We start from the raw sequence: 15,955 nt of genomic DNA, 5'->3' as shown, positions 1-15,955 counted from the left end.
GCTTTAGCCGGGAAGGCGTCGGGCGCCACGCCGCAGGATTGAGGGTGTTCACACTGGCCTCTTCCCGGCTGAAGCCGGTCCCACTAAAAGCACCGCGCAAAAAAACAGGCGCCGAAGCGCCTGAAGGAGAGTGCGGGAGACGCTTCGACATCAGAAAATCTGGGTAAACAGCCAGTACAGGCTGCCCGACAACAGGATCGCGGCAGGTAGAGTCAGCACCCATGCCATCGCCAGATTGCGCAGGGTGCGCATCTGCAGGCCGGAGCCGTTGGCGACCATGCTGCCGGCCACGCCCGAGGACAGAACGTGGGTGGTCGAGACCGGCAATCCGTACATGTCCGCCGCGCCAATGGTCAGCATCGCAACGACTTCAGCCGATGCGCCCTGGGCGTAGGTCAGGTGGGTTTTGCCGATCTTTTCCCCGACCGTGATCACGATGCGTTTCCAGCCCACCATGGTGCCCAGGCCCAGCGCGATGGCCACAGCCACCTTGACCCACAGCGGAATGAAGCGCGTCGCGGTATCAATCTGCTCCTTGAACGTGTCGACTTTGGCCTGTGTGTCGGCGTCGAAGTTACCGACCTTGTTCTTGTCCATCACACGGATGGCTTCCGACGTCAGGTACATGTCGTTCCGTACGTTGGCCGTGGCTTCGGCCGGCACCTTGGCCAGAGACCCGTAACTGGCGACCTGATCGCCGATCTTGCCGGCCATCACCGCCAGCGCCGGGATCAAGTCAGGCGTGGCCTGCTTGTCGCGGATGTAAGTCGACAGCGTCTGGCGGGAATCGGCCGGCGCGGGCAGCGGCGCCGCTTTGGTCAGGGCCTGTTGAGTGACCTGGGCGACTGCAGCGAATTGCACCGATTGATCGGCCGGCATGGCGCGGTTCAGCGCGTAAGCCATGGGCAGCGTACCCACCAGAATCAGCATGATCAGACCCATGCCTTTCTGGCCATCGTTCGAGCCGTGGGCGAAGGACACGCCGGTGCAGGTCAGGATCAACAGACCACGAATCCAGATCGGGGGCGGCTTGTTGCCTTCCGGCGCTTTGTACAGCGCGCGATTCTTCACGAACATGCGCAGCGCCATGAGCAACAGCGCGGCGCAGGTAAAGCCCACCAGCGGCGAGAGCAGCAGCGAGTAACCGACTTTGGTCGCCTGGGACCAGTCCACGCCGCTGGTGCCGTCGCGGCCATGCATCAACGCGTTGGCAATGCCGACGCCGATGATCGAACCGATCAGCGTGTGGGAAGACGAGGCCGGCAGACCCAGCCACCAAGTGCCGAGGTTCCACAGGATCGCGGCGATGAGCAGGGCGAAGATCATCGCGTAACCCGCCGATGAACCGACCTGCAGGATCAGTTCGACCGGCAGCAGGGCAATGATGCCGAACGCCACCGCGCCGCTGGAAAACAGCACGCCCAGAAAGTTGAAGGTTCCTGACCAGACCACGGCGAAGTTCGGCGGCAGAGAGTGGGTGTAGATGACGGTCGCGACGGCGTTGGCGGTGTCGTGGAAACCGTTGACGAACTCAAAGCCCAGCGCGATGACCAATGCGACGCCAAGCAAAATGAACGGCGTCCAGGTCAGCACGACGGTACCCAGATCGTCCATGTCCTGCTTGAGGCTGTAGCCGGTATAGAACAGGCCCAATGCCAGCACAACGAAGAAAATCACCATCGTCGTCATGCCAGGCTTGCGCCCGAATTGAGCACTCAGTCCGGTTCCCTGTTGCAGAGAGCCTTGAGCCAGTGTGGGGGTCGCCATGGGGCACAATCCTGTTGATGAGGGATAGTGACCATGATCATTACAAAATGTGACAGAGATGCGACACGGGTCACGTTTTGCGCGGATTTGCTGGGGTTAGGGACCAATGGACACGCCTTAAACGCTGTCGTTAATAGTCCCGACTTTTGCGAAACGCCCACCTTCCCGCAATAAACGTAAACGTCGCCACCAGCGCGACCAGCACCCAGAACCCATGGGGATCGGACGCCAGTGGTATACCGCCGACGTTCATGCCGAAGAAACCCGCGACGATGTTGATCGGCAGCGCCAGCACGGTGACGACGGTGAGGGTGAACAGCGTACGGCTGCTCTGTTCGTTAAGGTTGGCGGCGATTTCTTCCTGCAGCAGTTTGATCCGTTCGCCGAGGGCGGTGAGGTCGCTGATCACCAGCGCCGACTCTTCGGTGGATTGCCGCAGCTCCTGCAAATCCTCCTCCAGCAGCCACTGCGGCGGTCGGTGCAGCAGGCGCATCAGCGAGCCGGGTTCCAGGGCCAGCAGCCGTTGCAGGCGCACCAGCACCCGACGCATGGCGCCCAGTTCCGAGCGGTTGTTGCTCAGGCGTTGGGACAGAAGCTGGTCTTCGATTTTGTCGACGCTGATGCTGGTCTTGCGCATGAACTGGCTCAGCACGTCGCTCTGGTCGCGCAGCAGGTGGGCGAGCAGTTCCAGCGGGGAGCGGAAGGTTTCGCCCTGTTTCACCGACGAGCGCAGCCGGTCCACTGAGCGCAGCGGCTGATGGCGCGCGGAGATCATCAGGTTGCTGCGCACGCAGACCCACAATGTGGCGATGTCGGTGGAGACGCGGTTGAAGTCGAAGACCACGTCGTTGACCACGGCGAGCAGGGCAGAGTCGACGTGTTCGATGCGCGTGGAGCGCGACCCTTCGTGCAGGGCTTCGAGGAACTCGTCGGGCAGGTCGAGGTTGGTTTTCAGCCAGCGTTCGCAGCTGGCGTGGGTCAGGTTCAGGTGCAGCCAGACGAACTCGTCCGGCGCGGTGGGCTGGCGCAGGCATTCCAGCGCGGCCGTCGAATCCAGCTCGCGACCAGGCTCGCCGGGACGGAAGCGGAACCCGTACAGCAAGCCAAACAGATCAGAGTCCTGATGGTGGGCGATGCGTTGATTCATGAAGGCTCGCAGACGGGAAGTGCCCCGCAGGGCACGAGATCGAAAGCGGCATCATCGCAAGGGGTTTTGACAGTTTTGTGACGGTTTGTGTCGGCCAGTGGTCTTGTTCAGACCATTGACAGGCGCGTCTTGCGCAAGGGGGCCGGCCATGAGGAATCAATCAACAATTCATCCTCGATGGACAGCTCGATCTCAACCGCGGCGGCGTTCAATTCCAGGTGATGGGGCGTGACGGCCTTGGGAATGGCGATCACGCCGTCCTGACGCAGCACCCACGCCAGGCTGATCTGCGCCGGGGTGGCGTCGTGGCGTTCGGCAACTTCAAGGATGGCAGGGTTCATCAGCAAGTTGCCGGCCTGACCGATCGGGCAGTACGCCATCAGCGGCATCCGGGCGGTTTGCATCCAGGGCAGCAGGTCATATTCGATGCCGCGTTCTTCCGGGTTGTACAGCACCTGATTGGTGGCACATCCGCCGCCGAGGCCGAGTGCGTCCAGCTCAAGCAGGTCGGACACGTCGAAGTTGGACACGCCCCAGCGGCCGATCTTGCCCGCTTCGCGCAGACGCTCGAAGGCCTCAACGGTTTCTTCCAGCGGGTACTGACCGGCCCAGTGAAGCAAATACAGATCGATGTAGTCGGTCTTCATGCGCTTGAGGCTGCGCTCGCACGCCGCCGGAATGCCCGCGCGGCTGGCGTTGTGCGGGTAAACCTTGCTCACCAGCATGACCTCGTCGCGGCGCCCCGCAATGGCCTCGCCGACCACTTCCTCAGCGCCGCCTTCGCCGTACATCTCGGCGGTGTCGATCAGCGTCAGGCCCAGGTCGATGCCCAGTTGCAGCGCCGAGACTTCTGCCTCGAACTGATGGCGGTCCTCACCCATGTGCCAGGTGCCCTGACCGATAACGGGGACGGTTTTGTCTGCCAGTTCAAGCGTGCGCATCGGGGGTGCCTCCGGGCGGATAGGACTGAATGATTAAAACTCAGGCAGTGCTGGCCGGCAGGGGTTCAATCGCAAGCGAATGCGCGGTGCGTGAGTGGGACTGCGTATCTACTTTAGGACCGGCTTCAGCCGGGAAGAGGCCGGTGTGAACGACATCAATCTTGCGGTGTGACGACCGACGCATTCCCGGCTAAAGCCGGTCCCACAATGGTGTTCCAGCCAGTGCCACTGGATGCACGCGGTCAATTAGTCGGACCGGCTTCAGCCGGGAAGAGGCCGGTGTGGACGACATCAATTTTGCGGTATGACCACCGACGCCTTCCCGGCTAAAGCCGGTCCCACAATGGTGTTCCAGCCAGTACCACTGGATGCACGCGGTCAATTAGTGGGACCGGCTTCAGCCGGGAAGAGGCCGGTGTGAACGACATCAGTTTTGCGATGTGACACATGACGCATTCCCGGCTAAAGCCGGTCCCACAATAGTGTTCCAGCCAGTGCCACTGGATGCACGCGGTCAATTAGTGGGACCGGCTTCAGCCGGGAAGAGGCCGGTGTGGACGACATCAATTTTGCGGTATGACCACCGACGCATTCCCGGCTAAAGCCGGTCCCACAAAGAGTTCACGCCAACCGGCAAGAACTTACTTATGCCCGTTCTCCCAACCCCCACCCAGCGCCAGGAACAGGTCGATCTGTCCCATCGCCACCTGGGTGTTCGCCGCCGCCAGTTGCGCGGTGACGTCGGTGTAGGTGCGGGTGGCTTGCAGGTCGGCGAGGAAGGATTCGCGGCCGGCGAGGAAGAACCGGTGCGTCTGGTCCGCCGCCTGTCGCGCCGACTCCTCGGTTTCCACCAGCGCATCGCGGCGTTGCAGCAGCGCGGTGTACTGGGATAAACCGGTCTGCGCCTCGCGGATGGCGTTGAGCACCACGCCATCAAAATGCGCCAGCGCCGCTTGGTTCGACGCTTCGGCGATGTGAATCCGCGCCCGCGCGCCATTGGACGGGATGGTCCAGTTGATCACCCCGCCGAAGCCCCAACGATTGGTCGACGGATCGCCCAGTTCATCGAGAATCCCCACAGTGCCCACCGTCGCGCCGATGCTGATGTCGGGATACAGCTCGCCCGTCGCCACACCAATGGCCGCCGTCGACATCGCCAGCCGGCGTTCAGCCTGACGCACATCGGGGCGACGCTTGAGCAGCGCGGCGCCATCGCCCACTGGCATGACCTGGGCAATGTGCGGCAGCTCGGCGCATTCCGCCACCCCGTGGGGCAGCTGATTCAGCGGACGGGCGAGGAGCATCGACAGGCGATACAGCGCCGACTTCTGCGCCGCTTCGTAACGCGGCAAGTCAGCACGCAGCGAGCGGAACTGGGTTTGCGAGCGTGTCACCTGGGTTTCATCGCCGCGGCCGGCGTCGCGCAGGCGTTGGGTCAGGCTCAGGCTCTGCTTTTGCAGGTCAAGTGAATGCAAGGCGATGTTGCGTTCTTCGTTGGCGGCACACACTTGGGTGTACGCGCGAACCACGTCGGCCACCAGCGTGATGCGTGCCGTGTCGGCCGCCGCCTGGGTCGCGTCGGCGTTGGCCTGGGCCGCTTCGATACCGCGCTGCAGCACGCCGAACAGGTCGAACTGATAAGACGTGGTCAGCCCGACATCGCCGACGTTCGCGACCGGTACTTTTTCCGGCAGCAGATAGGCCTGACCGGCTTCCTGCAAGCGCTGCGCCCCGGCTTTGGCCGTGCCGCTCCAGCCACCGGCCGCATCCGCCTCGCTCATCTGAAAGCGCGCCCGTTGCAGGTTCGCCGCCGCGACGCGCAGGTCGGTGCTCGACATCAGCGCCTGACCCACCAGCTCATCGAGTTTCGGGTCGTGATACAGCCGCCACCAGTCAGCCGGTACCGGCGCCGACACCACATTGGTCGACGAACCGGCCAGCTCGCCTTGCAGATCGGGGCGATTCACAGCGGCTTTATCGGGCAGCGTGTAATCCGGGCCGACCACCGTGCAAGCCGACAGCAGCAAGCCCATGCTCATGCTCATGCCCACCGTCAGCAGGCGTGCGCGGTGTTTCATTTCGGCGCTCCTGGCTGGACGGGTTGGTCATTTCCCTGAGCATCTGCGCGGGCGTCATCGATGATCGACACCGTCGCCGTGCGCCCGGCAATCATGCGGAAGTCCGCCGGTACTTCATCAAAGGCGATGCGCACCGGAATCCGCTGGGCCAGACGCACCCAGCTGAAAGCCGGATTGACGTTGGGCAGCAGGTTCGAGCCGCTGCTGCGGTCGCGGTCTTCGATCGCCGCGACAATGCTCACCACATGACCACGCAGGCGCGCGTTGTCACCTATCACGCGGATGTCCACGCCGGAGCCGATGTGAATCCCGTCCAGCTTGGTTTCTTCAAAGTAGCCGTCGATGTGGAACGAGTTGCTGTCCACCACCGACAGCACCGGGTGCCCGGCGCTGACGAATTCCCGGTCTCGGGGCGCGCGGTCGTTGAGATAGCCGTCCACGGGGCTGCGGATCACCGAGCGGTCCAGGTTCAGTTGCGCCGAATCTACCGCGACCTGCGCTTCATTCAGGGCCGACAACGCACGGGTTTCCTTGGACTGGCTTTCTTCCAGCTGCTCGCGGGCGACCAGATTGCCGAGGCTGCGGTTGCGACGGTTCTCGCGCTGGGCCTGTTCCCAGGTTTCCCTGCGCTCGGCGACCGTGGCTTGGGCCTGGCGCAAGGCAAGGCGGAAGCGGTCCTGGTCGATGGTGAACAGCAACTGGCCTTTCTTGACCAATTGGTTGTCGCTCACCGCGACCTTCTCGATCAGCCCTGAAACGTCCGGCGCAATCTGGATCACGTCGGCGCGGATGTGCCCGTCGCGGGTCCACGGCGCGTACATGTAATACATCACCATGCGCCAGACGACGATCGCGGCGAGGGTGACAACCAGCAGGGTCAGGACCACGCGGCCCAGCGTCAGAAGAGGTTTTTTCATTTCATCAGGTATCGACTTAGGGTATCCACGACGCCGAGCAGCAGAGCGTATAGACCGACGTTGAACAAAGCCCGGTGCCAGACCAGGCGGTAGAAGCGGGCGCGCGTCAACACGGCGTGCACCACCAGAAAAATCAGGTAAGCGATGCCCATCAGCACCAGAAAGGTCGGCAGGAAAATCCCGCTGATGTCCACATCACCGATCATAACGGCGCTCCATCGATGCCATAGGGCGGTTGTTCTTCCTGCTCGGCGAGCACATCGACGATCTCCACCCCCGGCAGCAGCGCCAGACGCAAGCCACTGAGGGCGTGCAGCAGATTCATCCGCGCCGCGTCATCCCCCTCGCCATTGAAGGTCAGCGCGCGGCGGGCGCGGTCCATGGTCATCAACAGACCTTTGGGCGCCGGCAAACGCTCCCGGGCTTTCAGGCAGGCGCGGAAATGCGCACCGACTTCGATGGTGACCTGACGCAGCAACTGGCGCGGCACAGGGTCAACCCGCGGCATATAGGCCAGCAGGTCGAGCATGTTCAGGGCGACGCGGGCTTCACGCAGCGCGCTGGTGGAATCCTGCGCAGTGATCGCCAGACGCGGAAGATGCTGCATCAGCCGGTCGAGCATGCGCACGCCCATTTGCCGGTGCTCGGCCAAGGTGGCCTCTTCGCTGAGGGAGACGATGTCGCGCCAACTGAAGCGGGTCATGCGCTTGGCCGCCACTTCGGTGCCGAACGGCCTGACGATCAGGGTCCAGACGAAGGCGAACGCCAGACCCGCCGGCCCGGCCAGGTTGGAATTGACGAAGTTGACGAAGTCGGCGTCGTAGGCGCTCTGGATGCTGATAAAGGACGAGGTATTGACGATGGTCAGCAGCGTGCCGAGGTAGAACTTCGGCTGCACGGTGAGGGTGCCAACGCAGATAAACGGCACCGAAAACGCCAGGACCAGCATCGGGAAGTCGTGCAGGTTGGGCAGCACCACGAACAGATAGAGGCTGGCGAAGATCACCGACATCATGGTCCAGAAGAAGAAGCGGTAGATCTGCGGCGCCGGGTCGTCCATCGCCGCGAAGAAGCTGCACGACACCGCCGCCAGCGCCACCGCGCTCGCGCCGTCTTGCCAGCCCAGCATGATCCACAGCACTGACGCGACGATGATGGCGCTGACCGAGGTCGCCACCGAATACAGCATCATCCCGCGGTCGAGGAACGGTGACAGTCGCCCCAGCCGCCAATGGCGGTACACCGCGCGCCATGCCGAGTGATCGTCGGTCTCGATGGCGTGTTGCAGGCTGCGGCAGTCCTGCCACAAGTCGATCCATTCGCGCAGCCGATACAGCGCGTTCGACAGCAGCAGTTGCCGGCGATCGTCGATCTGCGCGGGTGTCGGTTGCAGGCGGTCGAGCTCGGCGTGCAGCGCCTTCCAATACTTGATCGGCGCGCCTTCGGCGGTCTGCTCGACCCAGTCGCGGCACTCGATCAACAGCGGCGCAAGGTCAGCGACGTGCTCGGGCGAACGCCGCTCCAGCGCCCAAAGGGCATCGTCCAGGGCATCAATCACCGGCAGCAGGTGAATCATCCGGCCGCGCAGCTCTTTGGCGTTGCGCACGGTCTGGCGATGGGCGCCTTCGTGGGGCAACTGGCCGATCATCAGCTCCAGGCTGTTGAAGGTGCCGACCATGGCCGTGCGCAGGCCGCCGACCGCTTCCGGCGTGGCGGTGCGGGAGAGAAATAGATCGCTGTAAGCCGAGGCGTCCTTGAACCACTTGCCCATCGCATCGACCAGCACCGGCGCCAGCCGACGTGGCCAGAACATCGCGCCGACCACGGCGGCGCAGACGATGCCGAGGAAGATCTCCTCGGTGCGCGAGACGGCGATGTCGAACACCGCCTGGGGGTTGTCGACCACGGGAAAGGAAATCAGCGGCATGGTGTAGCCCGCCAGCATCAGCGCGTAGCTGTTGGCGGTGCGCAAATGCAGGGACAGAAACAGCAGGGTGCCGGTCCACAGCGCAATGACCACCGCCAGCAAAAACGGCGTCTGCACGAACATGGGCACGAGCACCACCGAAGCGGCGGCGCCAAGCAACGTGCCGGCCGCGCGGTACAGCGCCTTGGAACTGGTCGGCGCCACGAACGGGCTGGAGACGATGTACACCGTTGCCATCGCCCAGTAAGGGCGGGGCAGTTCCATCATCAGCGCGATGTACAGCGCCAGCATCGAAGCCGCGAACGTGCGCACGCCGTAGAACCAGTCGCGGCCCGGCGGTACTCCGTCGAAAAAGCCCTTGAACAGGCCGCTCAAGATGACGACTCCGGCGCCATCGGTGTGGCCTGGGCAATGGCGTTGAACACGCGCAACGTCGCCTCAAGATCCGCCGGGTCGACGTGACTGAAGATGTCGCGGCGCAGGCGGATCAGCTCTTCCTCGATGGAATTGGCCAAAGCGCGGCCGGCGTCGGTCAGGCTCAAGGCCTTGGCGCGGCGGTCAGTGGGGTCTTCGGTGCGCTGCACCAGCCCGGCTTTGCACAGTTGATCAAGCAGGCGCACCAGTGACGGGCTTTCCAGCCCGCAGGCCTGGGCCACCGTCACTTGGCGCACGCCCTCACCCAGGCGCGCGATCATCAGCAGCGGGCCCGCGCAGGCTTCGCTCACGCCGACGTTCATCAACGTGGTCTGGCAGACGCGGCGCCACTGCCGGGAGGCCGCGACGACGCCGCCGGTGATGCGCATTTGCAGGGTGTCAGGGTTCATGAAAAGGCCATTGGGGCGGTGTGAGTTTGGTTAGGAGCTGAATGATTAGGCGCTGCATTATTAGGCGCTGCATTATTAGGCTGCTAACTAATAATATCTTGTTACACCCTGGTCTCGTCAAATGGAATGTGGGCAGACCTGCCCGGCGGATAGTCGCAGGCCGGCGTGTCCAGATTTTCAGTTGAGCGGGAGGGGCCTGTCAGGCGCTCAGGACCGCGGAGCACGATGGAAGAGGGTACGTGTGAAGGAATTTCTCGTACCGTCTGTCGGGTGGGCGCTCGCCAGCTGAACTATTTTTTTGAGGGCCGTCTAAGCGTCCATCCAAAAAAATGGCGCCAAATAATTAGCCTTCATCGCCCGGTTTACGCTGGCTGGGCAAATCTGGAAGGCAATGGGCCACTTTTACCCAGTACTGGCATTGTGCTGGCCTTAACCGCCTCTTCAGGTGGCTCGGCGGTTTCTTGACTCCGGGGACGACTAAAGATCAAACGGTTCAGCCGATAGCAAAGATGACGGGAACGGCAGTGACAGGCCTGTTCCAGACACCTCCTTTGCTGTGCGCATCGCGCACCATGAGTGCACCATGATTGATCTCGCCATCTGGAATCTTTCTGTACCGGTCGGTATCCCAGCCGCCACCATCGACACGCCAAAACTGGTGGCCGGCTACAAGGATGGTTACTTCCGTTCAGGGGACACTCTGTTCTTCTGGGCACCGGTGACCGGGTCAAGGACTGACAACGCGATCTATCCCCGTACCGAATTGCGTGAGACCTACGCCAACGGTGCGGTGCACAACTGGGTTTACTCCCAGGCGGACAATTTCCTGCGCGCGGCGCTGACCGTGGACCAGGTGCCCTCGACGGGCAAGATCGTCATCGGCCAGATCCACTGCTATGGCAGCACCGAGCCGCTGATCAAGCTTGAGTACCAGTACAAGGAAAAACTCAAGAGCGGCAACATCGTTGTCAAGTTTCGCCTGACGCCGACCTCCGAGCCCGAGGTGATTCAGGTCGCGACCGGCGTGCTGCTCAAGGAGCGCTTCACCTACACCATCCACCTGACCGCCGCCGGCAACCTCACGGTCAACGCCCACGAGATGCAATGGGGCACCAAGCTCGACCCGTCGTGGAGCGGCAAGCCGCTGTACTTCAAGGCCGGCGTGTACACCCAGGACAACACCGGCTACGCCACCGAAGGCGGGGCAGCGACGTTCTACAAACTGCAGGCGACCCACGACAAGAAAGCGTGAGGCTTGGGGCAGACTGCTGTCTCGCCTTAAACACCGCCCTTGTGGGAGCTTGCTCACGAAGACGGTATTTCAACCACTGGATATGTAGTGGATGTACCGGCCTCTTCGTGAGCAAGCTCACTCCCACAGGTCCCGCAGCGTGACCAAGATTCCGAGTCGATCACCGATCCGGTGGGAGCGAGCTTGCTCGCGAAGACTTAATTCCAACCGCTGAAGATCTAGCGGATGTACCGGCCTCTTCGTGAGCAAGCTCACTCCTACAGTTCATCTGCCGGCGGGTGACAGTCTGCGCTGCGCGCTATCGTGGAAACACCAGCCCGAAACAGATCCGTCCCGGCGTCGGTTGGTTGACCGTCACTTCGCCGCCATGCAGCTGCATGATCGCGGCGACGATCGCCAGGCCGAGTCCATTGGAGTCGGAGCTCTGGTGGCGTGAGGCATCGCCGCGGTAAAAGCGGTCGAACAGTTTGCCCAGCGTCGCGTCGTCCAGCGTCGGGCCCTGGTTCTCCACTTCGATGCGGCAGTGCCTGGCACTTTCAACCACACGAACATCGATGACGCTGCCTTCATCGGCGTAGCGAATCGCGTTCGCCACCAGATTACTCAGCGCCCTGCGCAGCAACAGGGGATCAGCCTCAATCCGAGCGTCGCCTTCGGTGTGCAGGGCGATGTCCCGTTCTTCCGCCAGCCCTTCGAAATAGCCCGTAACCCGTTGCATCTCGTCCGCCAGGTCCAGCGTCTGGCGATTGAGCGCGGCTTGCGCTTCATCGGCGCGCGCGAGGAACAGGATGCTTTCGACCATCCGCGAGATGCGTTCCAGCTCCTCCAGATTCGAGGCCAGCAGCGCCTGGTATTCATCCTCGGTGCGCGGTTGCCGCAGCGCCACCTGGCAATGCCCCATCAGCGAACCTACTGGCGTGCGGATTTCATGGGCCAGGTCGGCGGAAAACTGCGTCAGCCGCTGATAGCCATCGGCAAGCCGGTCGAGCATCGCGTTGTACGCCTCGCCCAGTTGCTGCAGCTCCACCGGCGTGTCGCGGTTGTCCATGCGGCTGTCCAGTTGCGCCGGGGTGATGGCCGCCGCGTGGCTGGCCATCCTGCGCAGCGGCCGCAGCCCTCGGCGTAGCAACACATAACCGAGCAGCGCCGTGAGCACGAAGGCCAGCGCCACGGCGAACAGGATGCGGTTACGGAAGCCCGCCAGGGTGGCCATTTCCTTGACCGCGATGTGCGCCGCCGTCAGGTGCACAATCCTGCCGCCGGACACCGCTTCAACCGTCGCCGCGCGCATCGGCACCCCTGAATCCAGCATGCCGCTGCGCATGTCGGCCACGCTCAGCGGCCTGTTGGCCTGCACCACCGGCATCTCCGGCAGCGGCGCGTGCAGCGGATTGACCATGATCACCGCCGGCTTGCCCGGCTCGGCGATGATGAAAATGTCGTCCTCGCTGTCGAGCATGTTCTCGAACAGCTGCGGGCTGCTTTGCAGCGTGGTCAGGGTCAGGTCGTATTGCAGCAGTTTGCGAAAGTGGTCCAGCCGCGCCAGCACCGCATGGTCGCTGCGGGTCATGACCGCGCCCTTCATGGTCTCGTAGAGGTACATGCCGGCGCTGGCGACGGCGAGCATGGCCACCACCGAAAACGCCAGAGTCGCGCGCAGGGTCAGGGATGGCTGGCGTCGGGCTCGCATGGCCGCACCTCGCAGACGTAACCGATGCCGCGCACGGTGTGGATGAGTTTGATCGGGTAGGGCGTGTCGACCTTGCTGCGCAGGCGCTTGATCGCCACGTCGACGACGTTGGTGTCGCTGTCGAAATTCATGTCCCAGACTTCCGAAGCGATCTGCGCCCTCGACAGCACGTCGCCTTCGCGGCGCAGAAACAGATGCAGCAGCGCGAATTCCTTGTTGGTCAGGGTAATGACCTGTTGCTGACGCGTGACCCGTCGGCGCAGCAGGTCTAGCTCCAGATCGGCCAGATGAAAATGATCCGCCTCGCGCACCACCCCGCGACGCAGGATGGTGCGGATGCGCAGGAGCAATTCGGTGAAGGAAAACGGCTTGACCAGGTAATCGTCGGCGCCCAGTTCCAGGCCCCGAATGCGGTCCTGCAACTGATCGCGGGCGGTGAGAAACAGCACCGGCACATCCTGCTTCGCCCGCAGGATTTCGATGATCTGCCAGCCGTCGATGCCGGGCAGCATGACGTCGAGCACCAGCAAGTCGTAGCTGTGCTCCAGAGCCATGTGCAGGCCGTCGGTGCCGTGCTGGGTCCAGTCGACTTTGTAACCGGACTCGGTAAGACCTTTCTTCAGGTACTCGCCGGTCTTGGTGTCGTCTTCGATAAGCAGAATGTGCATCGTCGGTCAGGCTCGCTTCACGTCATTGGCAGCGTCGCCGGCGTGGGGTGTCGGATGATTCATCAGATTGGGTCGGAACAGGCGCGAAGGGCTGCAGGCCGCGCCGGATGTGGAGTGTAACCAACGGATGGCGCGCGGTCGGTTACATTTTTGTCATTGATCGGCGTCGTGACGAACCTGCCGCCCGAATGACAAAAATGTAATCGGGCGGTCATTGTCGGGTGCCGGTTACGGGTACAGGATGGTGGTCATGCAACACATGACGTTCAGCTTCAACTTTCCCAACTGCCTGAAGGAATCCACCGATGAAGATGAAGACAGCCCTGACCACTACGTTCGGCATGCTCATGCTCAGCGCCGCCGTCATGGCCTCTGCCGCCGGCATGGCGGCGGGTGACATGCCTGTGGTCAAGCCACTGCGCGGGACGGTCGACAGCGTCGACAGCAACACCCTGAATTTCACCACCCGTTCCGGCGCCCATCAGAGCATCGGCCTGACCGACAAGACCGGCATCCGTCTGGTCTCCAAGACTGACATCGCATCGATCAAAGCGGATAGCTTCATCGGTTCCGCCGCGACCCCACAGGCCGACGGCACGCTGAAAGCCCTGGAAGTGACGGTGTTCGAACCCAGCCTGAAAGGCAGCGGTGAAGGCCACTACGGTTGGGAAAACGCGGACGGCAGCACCGGCACCATGACCAATGGCACCGTTGGCAAGCTGAGCGGCAAGGCCAACGGTCGTACCTTGAGCGTCGGCTACAAAGGCGGCGAGAAGCAGCTGGTCGTGCCGGAAGACGTGCCCATTGCCTACGTGCAGCCGGGCAAGGTCGATGAACTGGTCAAGGGCGCGAAAATCGTCGTGTTCCCGGGCGAAGACGGCAAGACCGCACGCGGTGTCGCGGTCGGTAAAGACGGCTTCCAGCCGCCGATGTAAGCGGGTTGCGGCGTCTCACGGCGCCGCTTTCACCGAATCCGTGATGAGTCTCGCACCATGAAAAAAACCAGAATTCATCCATGGCCCATCCGCCTGACGCACTGGATCAATGCCTTCGGCATGGTCTGCATGTTCATGAGCGGGTGGGGCATCTATAACGCTTCGCCGCTGTTTCGCTTCTCCTTCCCCCGGGATTTCACCCTGGGCGGCTGGCTGGGCGGCGCGCTGGCGTGGCACTTCGCAGTGATGTGGCTGTTGGTGATCAACGGCCTGATCTACGTGCTGTATGGCCTGTTCACGCGGCATTTCAAGCGCGACTTCCTGCCGGTCACCCCCACAGCGGTCAAGCGCGACATGCTTGACGCGCTGCGCTTTCGTCTCAAGCACGAGAAGGGCGTCTACAACGCCGTGCAGCGCTTGATGTATTGGCTGGTGCTGGCCGCCGGCGTGTTGATCGTGCTGACCGGGCTGGCGATCTGGAAGCCGATTCAGTTGCAGGAATTGACCGCTGTGTTCGGCGGATACGACTTCGCCCGTTACGTGCATTTTGCGGCGATGGCGTTCATTGGCGCGTTCGTGGTGGTGCATCTGGCCCTGGTGCTGATGGTGCCGAAAACCCTGATGCCGATGATCACCGGCGGTACGCGTGGGATTGAGAGCGGGAAGGTCGAGCATGATTGAGCCTAAAAAACGCGCCATTGCGCGCATCAAACTGGAGCCGGCCCAGCAGATCCAGCTGGAGAGCCTGCAGCGTCGGCATTTCCTCAAGGGCGGGCTGACGGTGGGCGCGATGGCGATGCTCACCGGTTGCAACCTGCAGGACGGCGATCAGGTGGATAAGGTGCTGTGGAGCATGTCGCGCTGGAACGACAGGGTTCAGGCGTGGCTGTTCAGCGGGCAAAAGCTGGCGCCGACGTTCAGCAAGGATCAGGTCCGCACTCCGTTTCCGTTCAATGCGTTTTACAGCGAGGATGATATTCCGGAGCTGGACACGGCGGACTGGAAGCTGGGCGTGTCGGGGCTGGTGCGCGACAAGGCGCCGTGGACGCTGGAAGGCCTGCGCAAGTTGCCCCAGCGCAGCGATATCACGCGGCTGATTTGTGTGGAGGGTTGGAGCGCGATCGGGCAGTGGGGCGGTGTGCCGTTGCGGACGTTCCTGGAGCATGTGGGGGCGGACACGACGGCGAAGTTTGTCGGGTTCAAGTGCGCGGATCGGTATTACTCGAGTCTGGATATGCCGACGGCGTTGCATCCGCAGACGTTGCTGGCGCTGGATTTCGCCGAGGTGGCGTTGCCGCCGGAGTATGGCTACCCGTTGCGGGTGAGGGTGCCGACGAAGCTGGGGTTCAAGAATCCGAAGCATATCGTCGAGATTGTGGTGGGTAATGAGAATCCCGGGGGGTATTGGGAAGATCAGGGGTACAACTGGTTTAGCGGGATCTGATCCCGCGTTTTTCAGGATCAAGATCAAAAGCGTCTGCCTGGGGGCAGACTGTTTCGCCTTCGGCGAGTTACTTGGAAAAGCACCCCAAGTAACCAAGGGTGCTTGCTCCTGGTTGGGCCCCTCTTTCCTCGGGGTTCCTTCACTCCGGTCTCGCTCCGTGGGCCCGCCGCCATCCGCCATCCATGGCGGGGGGCGGCTCTCGCGGCATCCATGCCGCTCGGCCCACTGCGCGACACCTCCGTTCAGCCTGCACCCAAGTCGCGATTGGTGTCGTCTGCACTTCCTGCATACGAAGATCAAAAGCAGATCAAAAGCGGATCAAAAGCGGATCAAGGGCGGATTGCGGGCTAAGGATGCTGGGGACT

The 15,955-nt window shown here is 62.6% G+C and carries 14 protein-coding genes; 4 read left to right on the top strand and 10 right to left on the bottom strand.

Going from position 1 to position 15,955, the window contains the following annotated elements; all coding sequences use genetic code 11:
- Positions 1-150 precede the first annotated feature (150 nt).
- The 8 genes from QMX88_RS25430 to QMX88_RS25395 all read right to left on the bottom strand — a co-directional run bounded on the left by QMX88_RS25430 (position 151) and on the right by QMX88_RS25395 (position 9,601).
- Complete coding sequence (locus QMX88_RS25430) at positions 151-1,767, bottom strand: inorganic phosphate transporter (protein ID WP_282373025.1); 1,617 nt, start codon at positions 1,765-1,767, stop codon at positions 151-153.
- Between the two features lie 130 nt (positions 1,768-1,897).
- Positions 1,898-2,914 carry a transporter gene (locus QMX88_RS25425; RefSeq protein ID WP_282373023.1) on the bottom strand — a complete coding sequence of 339 codons (1,017 nt, stop codon included), beginning with the start codon at positions 2,912-2,914 and terminating at the stop codon, positions 1,898-1,900.
- 107 nt (positions 2,915-3,021) lie between these two features.
- Positions 3,022-3,855 (bottom strand): aldo/keto reductase, encoded by an 834-nt coding sequence (locus QMX88_RS25420; RefSeq protein WP_282373021.1) that lies wholly within the window; start codon positions 3,853-3,855, stop codon positions 3,022-3,024.
- A gap of 641 nt (positions 3,856-4,496) precedes the next feature.
- On the bottom strand, positions 4,497-5,933 hold the full coding sequence (locus QMX88_RS25415; protein WP_282373019.1) for an efflux transporter outer membrane subunit: 1,437 nt from the start codon (positions 5,931-5,933) through the stop codon (positions 4,497-4,499).
- On the bottom strand, positions 5,930-6,850 hold the full coding sequence (locus QMX88_RS25410) for an efflux RND transporter periplasmic adaptor subunit (protein ID WP_282373017.1): 921 nt from the start codon (positions 6,848-6,850) through the stop codon (positions 5,930-5,932). The genes QMX88_RS25415 and QMX88_RS25410 overlap by 4 nt, the downstream gene beginning before the upstream one ends.
- Positions 6,847-7,056 (bottom strand): DUF1656 domain-containing protein, encoded by a 210-nt coding sequence (locus QMX88_RS25405; RefSeq protein ID WP_065988670.1) that lies wholly within the window; start codon positions 7,054-7,056, stop codon positions 6,847-6,849. Before QMX88_RS25405 ends, QMX88_RS25410 begins: the two co-directional genes overlap by 4 nt.
- Positions 7,053-9,143 (bottom strand): FUSC family protein, encoded by a 2,091-nt coding sequence (locus QMX88_RS25400; RefSeq protein ID WP_282373026.1) that lies wholly within the window; start codon positions 9,141-9,143, stop codon positions 7,053-7,055. The genes QMX88_RS25405 and QMX88_RS25400 overlap by 4 nt, the downstream gene beginning before the upstream one ends.
- Positions 9,144-9,148: 5 nt before the next feature.
- On the bottom strand, positions 9,149-9,601 hold the full coding sequence (locus QMX88_RS25395) for a MarR family winged helix-turn-helix transcriptional regulator (protein WP_192174237.1): 453 nt from the start codon (positions 9,599-9,601) through the stop codon (positions 9,149-9,151).
- A gap of 583 nt (positions 9,602-10,184) precedes the next feature.
- On the opposite strand from QMX88_RS25395, the gene QMX88_RS25390 reads away from it, so the two are divergent.
- Positions 10,185-10,853 carry a polysaccharide lyase family 7 protein gene (locus QMX88_RS25390; protein ID WP_192174238.1) on the top strand — a complete coding sequence of 223 codons (669 nt, stop codon included), beginning with the start codon at positions 10,185-10,187 and terminating at the stop codon, positions 10,851-10,853.
- Positions 10,854-11,151: 298 nt separating this feature from the next.
- Here the strand turns inward: QMX88_RS25390 and QMX88_RS25385 are convergent, their stop codons facing one another.
- Both QMX88_RS25385 and QMX88_RS25380 read right to left on the bottom strand, forming a co-directional pair.
- Complete coding sequence (locus QMX88_RS25385; protein WP_282373014.1) at positions 11,152-12,543, bottom strand: heavy metal sensor histidine kinase; 1,392 nt, start codon at positions 12,541-12,543, stop codon at positions 11,152-11,154.
- Positions 12,516-13,211, bottom strand: a complete 696-nt coding sequence (locus QMX88_RS25380; RefSeq protein WP_065988665.1) for a heavy metal response regulator transcription factor — start codon at positions 13,209-13,211, stop codon at positions 12,516-12,518. The genes QMX88_RS25385 and QMX88_RS25380 overlap by 28 nt, the downstream gene beginning before the upstream one ends.
- Positions 13,212-13,522: 311 nt before the next feature.
- Here QMX88_RS25380 and QMX88_RS25375 point away from each other — a divergent pair, with 311 nt between their 5' ends.
- Genes QMX88_RS25375 through QMX88_RS25365 form a run of 3 tightly spaced genes read left to right on the top strand, consistent with a single transcriptional unit; the run spans position 13,523 to position 15,590 of the window.
- A complete protein-coding gene (locus tag QMX88_RS25375) occupies positions 13,523-14,146 on the top strand; it encodes a hypothetical protein (protein ID WP_133775968.1) in 624 nt (207 codons plus the stop codon).
- 57 nt (positions 14,147-14,203) lie between these two features.
- A complete protein-coding gene (locus tag QMX88_RS25370; protein ID WP_122622694.1) occupies positions 14,204-14,827 on the top strand; it encodes a cytochrome b/b6 domain-containing protein in 624 nt (207 codons plus the stop codon).
- Entirely contained in the window at positions 14,820-15,590 is a 771-nt protein-coding gene (locus QMX88_RS25365; RefSeq protein WP_282373009.1) for a molybdopterin-dependent oxidoreductase, read from the top strand. Before QMX88_RS25370 ends, QMX88_RS25365 begins: the two co-directional genes overlap by 8 nt.
- Positions 15,591-15,955 lie beyond the last annotated feature (365 nt).

Source organism: Pseudomonas sp. PS02290 (assembly GCF_029960075.1).
GTDB lineage: Bacteria > Pseudomonadota > Gammaproteobacteria > Pseudomonadales > Pseudomonadaceae > Aquipseudomonas.
This window is presented reverse-complemented; position numbering and strand designations above follow the sequence as displayed.

Bases quoted from the DNA above. Each gene is read 5' to 3' on its own strand.
- QMX88_RS25430 (WP_282373025.1), bottom strand. From the start codon at position 1,767: ATGGCGACCCCCACACTGGCTCAAGGCTCTCTGCAACAGGGAACCGGA.
- QMX88_RS25425 (WP_282373023.1), bottom strand. From the start codon at position 2,914: ATGAATCAACGCATCGCCCACCATCAGGACTCTGATCTGTTTGGCTTG.
- QMX88_RS25420 (WP_282373021.1), bottom strand. From the start codon at position 3,855: ATGCGCACGCTTGAACTGGCAGACAAAACCGTCCCCGTTATCGGTCAG.
- QMX88_RS25415 (WP_282373019.1), bottom strand. From the start codon at position 5,933: ATGAAACACCGCGCACGCCTGCTGACGGTGGGCATGAGCATGAGCATG.
- QMX88_RS25410 (WP_282373017.1), bottom strand. From the start codon at position 6,850: ATGAAAAAACCTCTTCTGACGCTGGGCCGCGTGGTCCTGACCCTGCTG.
- QMX88_RS25405 (WP_065988670.1), bottom strand. From the start codon at position 7,056: ATGATCGGTGATGTGGACATCAGCGGGATTTTCCTGCCGACCTTTCTG.
- QMX88_RS25395 (WP_192174237.1), bottom strand. From the start codon at position 9,601: ATGAACCCTGACACCCTGCAAATGCGCATCACCGGCGGCGTCGTCGCG.
- QMX88_RS25390 (WP_192174238.1), top strand. From the start codon at position 10,185: ATGATTGATCTCGCCATCTGGAATCTTTCTGTACCGGTCGGTATCCCA.
- QMX88_RS25385 (WP_282373014.1), bottom strand. From the start codon at position 12,543: ATGCGAGCCCGACGCCAGCCATCCCTGACCCTGCGCGCGACTCTGGCG.
- QMX88_RS25380 (WP_065988665.1), bottom strand. From the start codon at position 13,211: ATGCACATTCTGCTTATCGAAGACGACACCAAGACCGGCGAGTACCTG.
- QMX88_RS25375 (WP_133775968.1), top strand. From the start codon at position 13,523: ATGAAGACAGCCCTGACCACTACGTTCGGCATGCTCATGCTCAGCGCC.
- QMX88_RS25370 (WP_122622694.1), top strand. From the start codon at position 14,204: ATGAAAAAAACCAGAATTCATCCATGGCCCATCCGCCTGACGCACTGG.
- QMX88_RS25365 (WP_282373009.1), top strand. From the start codon at position 14,820: ATGATTGAGCCTAAAAAACGCGCCATTGCGCGCATCAAACTGGAGCCG.